The organism is Planktothrix sp. PCC 11201 (assembly GCF_900009135.1).
Lineage (GTDB): Bacteria > Cyanobacteriota > Cyanobacteriia > Cyanobacteriales > Microcoleaceae > Planktothrix.
This window is the reverse complement of sequence record NZ_LT797693.1, coordinates 189,349-201,583: the sequence shown is the minus strand read 5'-3', so window position 1 is coordinate 201,583 and position 12,235 is coordinate 189,349. Positions and strand designations below refer to the sequence as shown.

The window sequence follows — 12,235 nt, the reverse complement described above, 5'->3', positions numbered from 1 at the left end:
TTGATTTAACTTATTTGAGTTAATACCTAAAATGCGTTGGTTTCACCAAATTATAGTTCTATTTTTCAGTATTCTGATTTTTACTTGGGGAAATATAACCCCCCTATGGGCTGAAAATCAATCCCGATCTTCTGATGTGGATACTTTACTTGAGCAAGCGTTTACTGCCACTCAAAAAGGTCAGTTTTCTCAAGCTGAAATCTACTGGACTGAAATTATTGATCAATATCCTGAAAATCCGGCGATGTGGAGTAACCGAGGCAATGTTAGAGTGAGTCAAAATAAACTAAATCAGGGGATTTCTGACTATAATCAATCTATAGAATTATCTCCTAATTTTCCTGATTCCTATTTAAACCGAGGGGTAGCCTATGAAGGTTTAGGAGAGTGGGAAAAAGCGATCGCCGACTATAATCAGGTCTTAGTAATTAACCCTAATGATGCCATTGCTTATAATAATCGGGGGAATGCGGAAGCGGGATTAGGAAACTGGTCAGCCGCCCTTTTAGACTATCAAACCGCTAGTGATTTAGATAAAAACTATTCCTTTGCCCGGGGGAATTATGCCTTAACATTATATCAATTAGGAGAAACTGAAACCGCCCTAAAAACCATGAAAAATCTAGTGCGGAAATATCCTAATTTTGCTGATATGCGAGCCGCCTTAACCGCCTGTTTATGGGATATGGGCAAACCCGGAGAAGCCGAAAGTAATTGGGTGGCGGTGGTGGGACTGGATGCTCGATATAAAAATATTGATTGGGTGAAAAACGTTAGACGGTGGCCGCCCAAATTAGTCACCGCCTTAAATAATTTTCTGACTTTGAAATAATCTGAATCTCTGAGGATTAATTCATCAATACACTGTTCCCCCATCGACCCATGAATACCCTACCCGCCCTCTTTTTATCCCATGGAGCACCGGATTTAACCCTTCGAGAAGGTGCTGTTACCGACTTCCTACGGTCTCTCCATGAACAATTTCCCAAGCCAAAAGCCATTCTGGTGATCTCCGCCCACTGGCTGACTGATTCACCCATGGTCAGTGCAGCCGAACACCCCAGAACAATCCATGACTTTTCTGGGTTTCCCGAACCGCTTTATCGGCTCAACTATCCCGCCCCAGGCGCACCTGAACTTGCCGAGCGCGTCCTGAGCTTGCTAACCCAAGCCAAGATTCCCTGTGAGATTCATCCCTCACGGGGACTCGATCATGGAACTTGGACACCGTTGATTCTGGCCTATCCAGCCGCCGACATCCCTGTAACCCAGCTATCCATTCAATACTACCGTGACCCCCGATATCATTGGCAACTGGGACAGGCATTAGCACCTTTACGACAGGAGGGGGTGCTGATTATCGGCAGTGGTGGCATTACCCACAATCTTGATGCCTTTGCTGAAGATTACAATGCACCGCCACCTGATTGGGTGCAAAAGTTTGATCAGTGGCTGGCAAAGACCATTGAGCAGGGAAACTGGGAAGATCTGATCGGGTATCGGCAACTTGCGCCCTATGCTCCCGAAAACCATCCCACGGAGGAACATTTACTGCCTTTGTTTGTTGCGTTAGGGGCGGTCGGGGCAACGGCTAAGGGCATACAACTGCACCGCAGCTACACCTATGGTGCTTTCAGTATGGCAGCTTACGCATTTAATTAACCCTGCCCCAACGCGCTATGCTTTAGGTACGATTCAACAGGTGCAACGGTTCAACCCCTAACTTGCTATGCGGCTGCAACGCCAATTCAACGGACAAACTATTACTCTTGATACCCACAACCCTCTAGGAAGTGGGGGGGAAGGACGCATCTATGGGATTTTAGAAGATCCGAATTTAGTTGCCAAAATCTACCATAAACCCAGCGAGGAAGATGCCGAAAAACTCACCGTTATGTATAACTATCCCCCGGCAACGGCGATGGTTTCCCCTGAAATGACGGCGATCGCTTGGCCCGTTGACCTGCTGCATACCACCGACCCTCAGCGCAAAATTGTCGGTTATTTAATGCCCCGGGTGCATAAAGCTACCCCAATTCATATTTTTTATACTCCCAAAAGTCGCCGGGAACAAAAGCCTTTATTTAATTATTTATATCTCCATCGTACCGCCCGTAATTTAGTTGCTTCCGTTGCCGATTTACATAGTAGTGGATATATTATTGGTGACGTCAATGAATCTAATATTTTAGTTAGTGATACGGCATTAGTCACCCTGGTAGATACCGACTCCTTTCAAGTTCGAGATCCCGATAGCGGGTTAATTTATCGCTGTCCGGTGGGAAAAGCTGAATTTACCCCCCCAGAACTCCAGGGACAAGCCTTTCGGGACTTAAACCGTACCCCGGAACAGGATCGGTTTGGACTGGCGGTATTAATATTTTTATTATTGATGGAAGGGACTCACCCCTTTTCCGGGGTCTATCAAGGCAGTGGCGACCCTCCAGCCATTGAGTCTAGGGTGCGGGCGGGTCATTTTGTCTATGGGACAAAACAGGTTCCCTATCAACCCATGCCCTATGCTCCTCCTTTTGAACTGTTGTATCCCAAACTGCAACAATTATTTATTCAATGTTTTGAAATGGGATATAAAAATCCCCAAGTTAGACCCGATGCGAAAACTTGGTTAATAGTATTAAAAGAAGCCGAAGCGAATTTAATTACCTGTAACCAACAATCAGAACATCGTTATGGAAATCATTTAAGCCATTGTCCTTGGTGCGATCGCACGGAAAAATTAGGGGGGCGCGACCCCTTTCCTTCCCGCCTAGCCGTTAAACAAAAACAAAATTTACAACCGCTCAAACGCAAACGCAAACGAGTTTTAAATAATAAACCTATTCCGGTTAATAATCGTCCTGTATTCAATCCGTCAAACCGTCCTATTTTTGCTCAACAAACGGCAAAAAAAACCTTGGTTTTTCCCCAGACTCCTAATTTTTATCTCCAAACTTTATTCGGAAATATCTTTGAAGGAGTTGTCTTAGGAGGACTGTGGGGAACGTCGGTTTTATCGGCAATTATTGCGCTGATTATTGCGTTTGTGCAAGGGAAAGAAGCAATTATTGGCGGGTTAGTCGTGGGGGCAATGTGGGGGGCATTTCTAGGAATGGTTATTAGTGTGTATCTCCCTCCGCCCGGGGGATTAAACCGAGTTGTAGCGTTAATTGTGGGGGGCTGGTCAGGGATTTTTGTGGCAGCGGTGATTGCCGGATTAATCCTTGGGGTAGTGGAACGGGAACCCTTGATTGGTCAAACCTTAATGTGGGGGGCTTTAATGGGGATGGTTTGGGGTGCGGTTTGGCATTTATTTAAACCTCCTTTATCCTTACCTCATATTGGACGGTTGTGGGGAAGACGCGGGGCATTTGTTGGGGGAGTTTGGGGGTCATATTTAGGAACTTTAGGGGGAATTTGTTTAGGAATTTTAGCTGTGGGTTGGCAACAATTTGAACAGATGAATTCTAATATTAATTCCCCTGCAAATTCCTCGGAAATAGCCCTGAGAATAATGGCGACGGCTATTGTGGCTGCGGGGGTGGGAACTATTGGGGGAACTGTAGCGGGAGGGTTATTTGGAAGCGTTGGAGGTGCTCCGAGTTTGCCTTTATCCCTGAATTTATCAGGACGAAGGGGGGCTTTTATTGGGGCAATTTGGGGTAATTTTTTAGGGGCAATTTCTGGGGCGGGTTTGGGAGTTTTAGCCGCCACAACTTTTGCTAATTTTTTAGATACTTCTGCAACAACGGGTACAACTTCTTTATTAATGGGTTCAATTATTGTATCGGCTGGAATTGGCAGTATTTGGGGGATGATTTCCGGTTTAATTTGGGGAGCTTTTGGCAAACTTTAAGGGTTGTTGTTGTTTGTTAGTCGAAGTGTTAATTATATTAAAAATTTTATCAGGAATATGAATCACTAAAAATGCGATCGCATCTTGATGATCACTATCGCTTAAAATTGTTTCTAGGGAACTAGGAACTGGAATTTCATCTCCATCAGCAACCATTAAATTAATATGACCTATTAAGGCTTCCTGAGCTATAATTTGTGTGGCTTCTATCGTTTTTTCCGCAGTAATACAACCAGGAAAATCATAAAACTGTACTCCATAATCACTGTCAGTATCTTTATGAACAGTAGCAATATAATAAGTCATTTTTTCTCCTTTATGTTAATTTAATTCCAGCTTGTTTTTCAACACTTTTTAAGGTTTGAATCGGAATATCCCTTTTCGGATGGGGTATAGTAACTTTACCCAATTTTACAGGATGTTTAAAATGATAATGACTGCCAGTAACACCGACTTGATACCATCCATCTTGTTGTAATTTCTTGATAATTTTTCTACTCTCCATGTATCATTTTCTCAATTAGCAACTGCATCTGGATTATCACCAGTCCTTAAAATCATTTCTAACCAATTGACAACCAAAATACTCATTTTAAGGTATAATGATTCTAAATCACTGCCAAAAACCTCAATTATTCAGGTTTGGGTTGAGAGTATAAAAAATTATTGTTTAATTTGTATTGTGTTTGAAATTAGGGTTATTGATATGAATACAGAAATTTTCGCATCCATTCGGGGGATGACCAGTTCACCGACAATTGCACCTACTCGCTCTCGTCAAACTATTAATCAACTCTATCCTAATTATAAAGTTATTGTCTTGAATGATGATTTTAATACCTTTGAACACGTTAGTCATTGTTTGATGAAATATATTCCTGGGATGACGGCTGATAGCGCCTGGGAATTAACAAATCAAATCCATTATGAAGGTCAAGCGACGGTATGGGTTGGCCCCCAAGAACAAGCGGAATTATATCATCAACAATTAAGTCGGGAAGGGTTAACCATGGCACCTTTAGAAAAGGCTTAATATTGATTAAAATTAGCGGGCTTGAAGTTCAGGAATATGCTCATTTTCATAATGCTCGATTAAAATACCGAGAATATCCATGAGTGAGGCGAGGGGATGTTGTTCGTTTTCGCCAACTTCATCAATCAATTGATCGAGCCATTCCACAAGCCGCTGATAATCTGCTTCATCCTGGGGAATGATTAATTTATTGGCTAAGGGTTGCCATAGTTTTTGGGTCTCATCTATACTCAACATTTTGACTACCTCCATATTCCTCGATCGTACTCTGTGTGGGTAAGCACTGCTCGAATATAAAGCTTTTGTCGATTATAATGAATGGCAGCAATCAACCTGACTTTATTACCGCCAATATTAAAGACAGTGAGATTACCAACTTGGTCAGCACTGGGAAATTCCCTGCGAAGTTCAGCGAAGGAATTAAATGTCTCTGCTTTGACAATTTGATACCAACGAGCTAATGCACTTTTTACATCTGGGTACTTTGCCGCAAATTCATTGAGACGTTTACGAGTGATGACGTGCATAATCAAACTGAAGGATATTAGCTAATTCTCTCACAGGATTTGATGTATAAGGTTGATTGTTTTCGATATTATTTAGCCACTCCTCTATTTTATTAATCATTGTTTGATGTGTTTTTGATAACTTTGTATTGCTCTTGAGAGAAAGGAGGGGGTTGTTTCTGTGACGAAGCAAAGAATGAGGTTAAAACGGCTAATATGTTTTCCATTGGTAAAAGCTTAAGAGAGAAAACATTTAGCTCAGTCTTCAAAAAGTCAATAGCCCGAGATATGCCTCTGCGGATTTCCTCATAATTTCTCCTATTAATTCAAAGGATTAATGTCTAATAACCAATAAGCTCTGTAACCTCCCATGCTACCCTTGCGAATGAAACTAAATTTTTTAATGGATGACAACGATGGAAGAAGTTAGTTCTGCGGTTAAACGACTTTATGACACCTATCCCTTTCCCCCTGACCCCCTACTGGATGAACCGCCCCCTGGGTACAACTGGCGATGGTCTTGGCCAGTGGCCTATAGTTTTTGTACGGGTCAGAAGCCCCAAAATCTTGATATCCGTATTTTAGATGCAGGCTGCGGTACGGGTTCAAGTACGGAGTATTTAATTATACTTAACCCAGAAGCCTCGGTTCTCGGGATTGACCTAAGTGAAGGGGCGATCCAAACAGCCATAGAACGCTGTAGTCGGTCTGGGATTTCTACCCCCGGAACTCCCTCCCCGGAATTTCGCCGTTTGAGTCTCTATGATGCAGGACAGTTGGAGGGACAGTTTGATTTTATTAACTGTGTTGGGGTTTTGCACCATTTACCCGATCCGATTCGCGGGATTCAAACCCTAGCATTAAAGTTGGCCCCTGGGGGGTTAATCCACATTTTTGTCTATGCTGAATTGGGACGCTGGGAAGTTCAGTTGATGCAAAAAGCGATCGCCCTTTTACAAGGAGAAAAACGGGGAGACTATAAAGATGGGGTAAAAATTGGTCGTCAGATTTTTGAAGCTCTACCGGAAAAAAATCGCTTAGTCACTTATGAATCTAAACGCTGGGGATTAGAAAATCAGCGGGATGAATGTTTTGCGGATATGTATGTCCATCCTCAAGAAATTGACTACAATATTGATAGTTTATTTGAGTTAATTGATGCTTCGGGGTTGGAATTTATCGGTTTTTCTAATCCAAATTATTGGAACTTAGAGCGCTTAATTGGGGACTCACCGGAGTTGCTAGAACGGGCGAGTCAATTGAGCGATCGCCAACGCTATCGTTTAATTGAACTCCTTGATCCTGAGATTAGTCATTATGAATTCTTCCTCGGACGTTCCCCTTTACCCAGGAATAATTGGTCAAGTGATCAGGCATTATTAGCTGCTATTCCTGAACGCAGTCCTTGTATGAATGGCTGGCCAAGTCAAAATTTATTTGACTATAATTATCAAATTGTCAGTTTATCCGATGCGGAATTTGAGTTTCTCAAAGCCTGTGATCAAAATTCAGCATCTCCTCGAACCGTTGGGGAAATTTTAACTCAAATCTCTTTTGATTTAGAGGGGGTGCGATCGCTTTTCAATCGACATTTAATTCTATTATCAATCAAGCAGAATTAACCCGAAAGTTAACGGCGATTTAACAACCGTTTCCAAACCTGATTTGATCTGGGGTTTGGAAACAAAACCGCTCCTATAAGATTAGGAATAAAAGCAGTGAGATCACATTTATCTGAATAACAGTTATGGAACGTATCCCGGAACCGGAAGTCATGGATAGTTGGGAAGAAGCCAGCGAATATGATGCCATGGATTTTACCCAAGTGAATCAAGAATTTACAGAAATGGCGATCGAATTAGGGCCAGAAACCGGATTAATATTAGATGCGGGAACTGGGACAGCCCGAATTCCGATTTTAATTGCTCAAAGGCGATCGCAATGGCAAATTACCGGAATTGATTTATCGGCAAATATGCTATTTATTGGCAATCAAAATATTGGGCAAGCGGGGTTAGAGCAGCAAATTAAATTAGAACAAATCGATGCCAAGCAGTTACCCTATCCCGATGCTACCTTTGATATGGTGATTTCCAATAGTATTATTCATCATTTAACCGATCCTCTGCTATTTTTTCAAGAAATTCAGCGCGTATTAAAACCCCAAGGGGGAATATTTCTAAGAGATTTAACTCGTCCAAGTTGCGAAACAGAACTTAATAGTTTAGTTGAACAATATGCGAGAGATTGTAATGATCATCGGAAAAAATTATTTCGAGATTCATTAAAGGCGGCTTATACTTTAGATGAAATTATTAATTTTATAGAATCTGTGGGTTTAGAAAACACGAGAATTTATCAATCTTCCGACCGCCATTGGACAGCCGAACGTTCCTATCTTCCTTAGCCAAATAAAAACAACCATAGGGGTAAGGTTAATAATAAGAGTGCAGCACCCAAAGCTAAATTAGTAACGGCTAATTCTCGATCTAAATTAAAGGCTTCGGCTAATACTAAAGTTGCAAAAGCCGGAGGAGTTGCCATTTGTAAGACCAAAACCAATAACGGAGATCCCTTTAATCCCAATAGTGTTAATCCATAACCTAAAACTAAAGGCACAATTAACATTTTAATCGCTAAACTAACAGAAGCCGGTCGGAAATGATGCCAAGAATTAAGCTGACTTAAACGCATTCCCATTAACACTAAAGTTAAAGCCACACTCCCCCAAGCAATCCCTCTTAACCCCTGTTCTATCGGCTCAGATAAAGGGATATTCCGCACCATTAAACCAATTACCATACTAATTAAAGCCGGATTAGTTAATGACACCCCAACTAATTGCCAAGGGTCTTGTTTTCCCATACCAAACCGAGCAGCTAAAGCTACCCCCAACCCATAGGCTCCAATCACCGTTCCTAATCCATCATAAAATATCGCCCAGCCAAAATATTTCGGGCCGACTAATGCTAAACTCACAGGGAAACCAATATATCCCGTATTCCCTACCATAGCCGCCAATAAAAAACTCCCTTGGGCGGGGAGAGATAGGGGCAAAATATCCCATTTTGGCATCCGGCTTTGCCAGTACAACCCTATCCCCGCTAACCCCGCACCGAGGAAAATAGCAGCCCAAGCCACTAAGGGAGCAATCCATATCGAACCAGATAAATCAGCTTTTCTTAAAAAGGCAATAATGGCAATCGGAACCACACCCCAATATAAAATTTTACCTAAATAATAGGGAACAATCTCAGGCAATTTTTGACCCAAAATCCATCCGATTAAAACGCCCCCAATTAGCCATTGATAAAGCGTTAAAAGTTGACTTACAGAATTAGACATAAAGATTAAGTTAAATTGTTGATCCTTGGCTGTTGACTGACAACTGCTTGTGATGGATGACTAAATAGGGGATGATCTAATAGAATTGAGACTTTGATGGATGTCAGGAGTCAAACCGTTGAAGAATTCTAGTCTACCGAAACAAGCCCAAACCTTAGCCGATGGAGTAACAGAAGATATTCCAGAGGCGATACGAGATATTCCCGTGCTTCCGGTGGTTTCCTCTGGCTCCTCTGGGAAGCCGGGGCTATTCTGGAAAATGCTAGGGTTAGCCGTGGTAGCCTTCTGTACCGCGTTAGTTATGAATTATCAATTTGGAATTCTGGCTCCTCGGTCTGATATTCCCGTAGTCCAAACCCCAATTCCTGTGATTCCGCCATCACCTTCTGCGTCTTTGTCTTCAACTCCCCCGCCAACGAGTTCCCCAAACCCAACTCCGACCCTTCCCGACACTTTATTGGGTCATCTCCCCTATCAAGAAGCACCAGAATCAGAGTTAAAAAGTATTACGGCGGATGGGGGACATCGGTTACGCAAAGCTGCCGCCAAAGCCTATCAGGAAATGGAACAGGATGCCAGGGCCAGTGGGGTCAGTTTAGTTCCGATTTCAACCTTTCGCAGTGTTAAAGACCAGGAAACGATCTTTTTTGAAATAAAAGCCCAACGGGGACAAGTGGCGACGAAACGGGCAGAGGTCAGCGCGCCTCCGGGTTATAGTGAACATCATACGGGTTATGCCATCGATATTGGAGATGGGGGCAGACCCTCTGCGGATTTGAATGTAAGTTTTGAAGAAACCCCGGCGTTTCAATGGTTAAAAGATCATGCCGCTTTTCATAGTTTTGAGTTATCCTTTCCTAAAGACAATCCCCAGGGAGTCAGTTATGAACCTTGGCATTGGCGTTTTGTTGGAGACCGCCATAGTTTAGAAACTTTTTATAGGGCCAGAAACCAAAAGGAAAATTGATGAGAACCACCAGTTTAAATCTAATTGCCATTAGTGTTTTCTGTATGACCCTATCGGTGTTATTAAGTCCGGTATTAAATATTTCGCCCTTTATTCCGGCGGGGATTACTTTTTTTTTATTGGGGGTTGCCACTTTAGATGTTTTTCAGTTTCAAGGTCAGGGGGCGAGTTTATTAGTGGATGGGTTGGCGGGAACTTCCGCATCTACTCGGGAGCGAATTTTACACCATGAAGCGGGACATTTTTTAGTAGCCTATTTGATGGAAATTCCTGTTCAGGGATATGCCTTAAATGGCTGGGAAGCCTTTAAACAAGGATTTAAAGCTCAAGGAGGGGTGCAGTTTGCCGATCAACTTTTATGGGAACAATTAAAGCAGGGTCAGATTTCTTCTCAGGTTTTAGACCGTTATTGTGCAGTTTGGATGGCGGGAATTGCCGCAGAAACTTTAATATTTAAAAAAGCCGAAGGAGGACGGGAAGATCGAGATAAAATTATAGCAATTTGGACTCAGCTACAACGCCCTTTAAGTGAAGCTAAAATCAAAGAGCGTTGGGCAATATTACAGGCTAAAACGTTAATTGAAACTCACAAAGGGGCTTATTTGGGTTTAGTAGAAGCGATGAGAAATCGGGCTTCTGTAGAAGATTGTTGTCGAAGGATAGAACAGCGAAAGCAAGAATACTGAGAATAGCCTGACGGGATAACTGCCGATCATTCAAGCAAAGGGGAGAATTCTATGACCTTTGAAGAAATCTATCAATTTTTCCAAGAACCGCCACCTATCTATCTGAATAAAGAACTGGCAGTTTGCTATATCTTATCTGTATTTCTCCAAAGGGACTCCTATGGAACTGAACTAATTGAACAACTGGAGCAGGAATATTCTAACTATAGATTATCCGATACGGTTCTTTACAGCGCCCTCAAGTTTTTGGAAAAACAAGGAACGATTACGGGATACTGGCAAAAGGTTGAAGGTCGGGGACGCCCTCGCCGAATGTATCAAATTCTGCCGGAACATCAGCCCCAGGCCCAAGAGTTGGCTGGACTTTGGTACGAATACACCTCTAGCCAAGGTAAACTACAAATTAATCAATTACATCCCCTCTAAATACGCTGAGGGACTTCTCGGCCGTTAGGTTAAAACTAGACTGACTTCATTTCTTATGACTCCGGTAATCCCTTCTACTTTTGTGTTGACCCTGTTAATGGTTATTGGTTTATTCTTTTTTGTTCGAGCTTCAACTAAAGATCGGATAGAACAGGAAAAACTGATTGCCGAACAGGAAGCAGACTCCTTGCTCACACAAATCCAGCAGCATTTTGCATCCCGAGCCTATCGGATTACGGCGTTAAATCGGGAAGAAAATCAAATCACCTTTGAGGGGTTAGTCCGGCCCAGTTGGTTCTTGGCTATCTTCCTCACCCTATTAACAGCCGTGGGACTATTATGTTTGGGGTTAGTCCTATCGATGGCTATGCCCGACCTAGGCAAACTGTTTTGGGGACTGGTGTTGCTTTCGCCCCTAGCCGGTTGGTTCTATTGGAAAGGCTCCGGGCGTCCAGAACAGGTCTGTCTCAGGCTAGATGCCGTCATTGATCAGGGCCAACAAACTCAAAGTTTGATTACCGTAACTGCCCACCGAGACGAACTGGCGATGCTCAAACAAGCCCTTCACCTCAAACCTTGGGAATCATTTTGATTCATTTACTGACATCCCCATTAGGTTCAAAACCGCAAACATGATAACGATGCCAACGGTCTTGAATCTTGATTCAGGATACAATTGCCAAAATTAGAACAATTTTGATTCGTGGCACTGGGGTTGGGAGCAATTCCACCAAAAAGAGCAAGAATCGAGAGAAATTCATCCCAACCAGCACCCAGAATCAACGGACTAATTTTTTTCCCTCGCGCCTGCCTTATCAGAGTTAAGGAGTGAAGCTCATATTAATCATGGCTCTCATCAGGTGTCACGGCTCAAGAAAAGTTCTGGATATGAAATCCTTTCATTTAGAGGATGGGATGTTGCAGACAACATCTCGATTTCAAACCCCCTTAGCTGGGGAAGCAGAGGAAACCAATGTGGCCTTCTCCACAAGCTGTTTTAAACTGGGGAATAAAAAGTGATTCTCCTCAACGTACTGGGCTCCAAATAGACCCTTTTCAGCCCAGAAGTATCGATCTGTGGTATGCTCATTTCGTTTTACAAGAAGCAAAGCCGGAGGAATAATTCCTTCAGCATGGATAAACTTACGAGCGGCCGTTACGGGTTTATCTTCGCCACTTGAAATGCTATATTGAGGCACACATTCTAAAATCCTACGTCCTTCTTGTCTGCGACGGCTTTTACGCTTACGTCTTCTAGCCAACTTGTTGACCTCCTTTTTAAGCAGGCGGGTTGTAAATATAGCTACAAAATCCGAGGGAATTATATCTGTTCTAGTTCAAAATATCAAGCTGTTTTAATAGATTGACACAAATCGATAAAGAAGGGGATCGGGAGCAGGGGGAGCAGGGGAGCAGGGG

Annotated in this window: 16 protein-coding genes; 10 read left to right on the top strand and 6 right to left on the bottom strand. The window is 42.7% G+C overall.

What is annotated here, in order from left to right; all coding sequences use genetic code 11:
- Positions 1–31 precede the first annotated feature (31 nt).
- From PL11201_RS05680 to PL11201_RS05670, 3 genes are all read left to right on the top strand, one after another.
- The gene (locus PL11201_RS05680; protein ID WP_079677627.1) at positions 32–832 is read left to right on the top strand and encodes a tetratricopeptide repeat protein; all 801 of its coding nucleotides are present in this window, start codon (positions 32–34) and stop codon (positions 830–832) included.
- Positions 833–882: 50 nt separating this feature from the next.
- Entirely contained in the window at positions 883–1,662 is a 780-nt protein-coding gene (locus tag PL11201_RS05675; RefSeq protein WP_079677626.1) for a dioxygenase family protein, read from the top strand.
- 67 nt (positions 1,663–1,729) lie between these two features.
- Positions 1,730–3,853, top strand: coding sequence for a DNA-binding protein (locus PL11201_RS05670; protein WP_079677625.1), 2,124 nt, complete (start codon positions 1,730–1,732; stop codon positions 3,851–3,853).
- Here the strand turns inward: PL11201_RS05670 and PL11201_RS05665 are convergent.
- Together PL11201_RS05665 and PL11201_RS05660 are read right to left on the bottom strand one after the other, a co-directional pair.
- Positions 3,824–4,159, bottom strand: a complete 336-nt coding sequence (locus PL11201_RS05665) for a type II toxin-antitoxin system HicB family antitoxin (RefSeq protein ID WP_079677624.1) — start codon at positions 4,157–4,159, stop codon at positions 3,824–3,826. The genes PL11201_RS05670 and PL11201_RS05665 overlap by 30 nt on opposite strands.
- Before the next feature lie 10 nt (positions 4,160–4,169).
- Positions 4,170–4,358, bottom strand: a complete 189-nt coding sequence (locus PL11201_RS05660; protein WP_079677623.1) for a type II toxin-antitoxin system HicA family toxin — start codon at positions 4,356–4,358, stop codon at positions 4,170–4,172.
- Between the two features lie 234 nt (positions 4,359–4,592).
- Here PL11201_RS05660 and clpS point away from each other — a divergent pair, with 234 nt between their 5' ends.
- On the top strand, positions 4,593–4,886 hold the full coding sequence (gene clpS, locus PL11201_RS05655) for an ATP-dependent Clp protease adapter ClpS (RefSeq protein WP_200816716.1): 294 nt from the start codon (positions 4,593–4,595) through the stop codon (positions 4,884–4,886).
- Between the two features lie 12 nt (positions 4,887–4,898).
- Here the strand turns inward: clpS and PL11201_RS05650 are convergent, their stop codons facing one another.
- Together PL11201_RS05650 and PL11201_RS05645 are read right to left on the bottom strand one after the other, a co-directional pair.
- Positions 4,899–5,123, bottom strand: coding sequence for a hypothetical protein (locus tag PL11201_RS05650; protein WP_079677622.1), 225 nt, complete (start codon positions 5,121–5,123; stop codon positions 4,899–4,901).
- Positions 5,124–5,128: 5 nt separating this feature from the next.
- Positions 5,129–5,413, bottom strand: coding sequence for a type II toxin-antitoxin system HigB family toxin (locus PL11201_RS05645; RefSeq protein ID WP_079677621.1), 285 nt, complete (start codon positions 5,411–5,413; stop codon positions 5,129–5,131).
- Between the two features lie 386 nt (positions 5,414–5,799).
- On the opposite strand from PL11201_RS05645, the gene PL11201_RS05640 reads away from it, so the two are divergent.
- Both PL11201_RS05640 and PL11201_RS05635 read left to right on the top strand, forming a co-directional pair.
- On the top strand, positions 5,800–7,014 hold the full coding sequence (locus tag PL11201_RS05640; RefSeq protein ID WP_079677620.1) for a class I SAM-dependent methyltransferase: 1,215 nt from the start codon (positions 5,800–5,802) through the stop codon (positions 7,012–7,014).
- Positions 7,015–7,139: 125 nt separating this feature from the next.
- Complete coding sequence (locus tag PL11201_RS05635; protein WP_079677619.1) at positions 7,140–7,799, top strand: class I SAM-dependent methyltransferase; 660 nt, start codon at positions 7,140–7,142, stop codon at positions 7,797–7,799.
- On the opposite strand, the gene PL11201_RS05630 is transcribed toward PL11201_RS05635, so the two are convergent.
- Positions 7,796–8,737 carry an AEC family transporter gene (locus tag PL11201_RS05630; RefSeq protein WP_079677618.1) on the bottom strand — a complete coding sequence of 314 codons (942 nt, stop codon included), beginning with the start codon at positions 8,735–8,737 and terminating at the stop codon, positions 7,796–7,798. The two genes, PL11201_RS05635 and PL11201_RS05630, sit on opposite strands and share 4 nt — an antisense overlap.
- Before the next feature lie 118 nt (positions 8,738–8,855).
- On the opposite strand from PL11201_RS05630, the gene PL11201_RS05625 reads away from it, so the two are divergent.
- The 4 genes from PL11201_RS05625 to PL11201_RS05610 are packed head-to-tail and all read left to right on the top strand — an operon-like array spanning position 8,856 to position 11,408.
- Positions 8,856–9,704, top strand: a complete 849-nt coding sequence (locus tag PL11201_RS05625) for a M15 family metallopeptidase (RefSeq protein ID WP_234996619.1) — start codon at positions 8,856–8,858, stop codon at positions 9,702–9,704.
- Positions 9,704–10,390, top strand: a complete 687-nt coding sequence (locus PL11201_RS05620; protein WP_079677616.1) for an ATP-dependent Zn protease — start codon at positions 9,704–9,706, stop codon at positions 10,388–10,390. The genes PL11201_RS05625 and PL11201_RS05620 overlap by 1 nt, the downstream gene beginning before the upstream one ends.
- Positions 10,391–10,441: 51 nt before the next feature.
- Positions 10,442–10,816: a PadR family transcriptional regulator gene (locus PL11201_RS05615; RefSeq protein ID WP_079677615.1), complete on the top strand. Its 375-nt coding sequence runs from the start codon at positions 10,442–10,444 to the stop codon at positions 10,814–10,816.
- A 55-nt stretch (positions 10,817–10,871) separates the two neighbouring features.
- Complete coding sequence (locus PL11201_RS05610) at positions 10,872–11,408, top strand: cofactor assembly of complex C subunit B (protein ID WP_079677614.1); 537 nt, start codon at positions 10,872–10,874, stop codon at positions 11,406–11,408.
- Positions 11,409–11,754: 346 nt separating this feature from the next.
- Here the strand turns inward: PL11201_RS05610 and PL11201_RS05605 are convergent, their stop codons facing one another.
- Positions 11,755–12,078, bottom strand: coding sequence for a DUF3155 domain-containing protein (locus PL11201_RS05605; protein ID WP_026785969.1), 324 nt, complete (start codon positions 12,076–12,078; stop codon positions 11,755–11,757).
- Between the last annotated feature and the right edge of the window lie 157 nt (positions 12,079–12,235).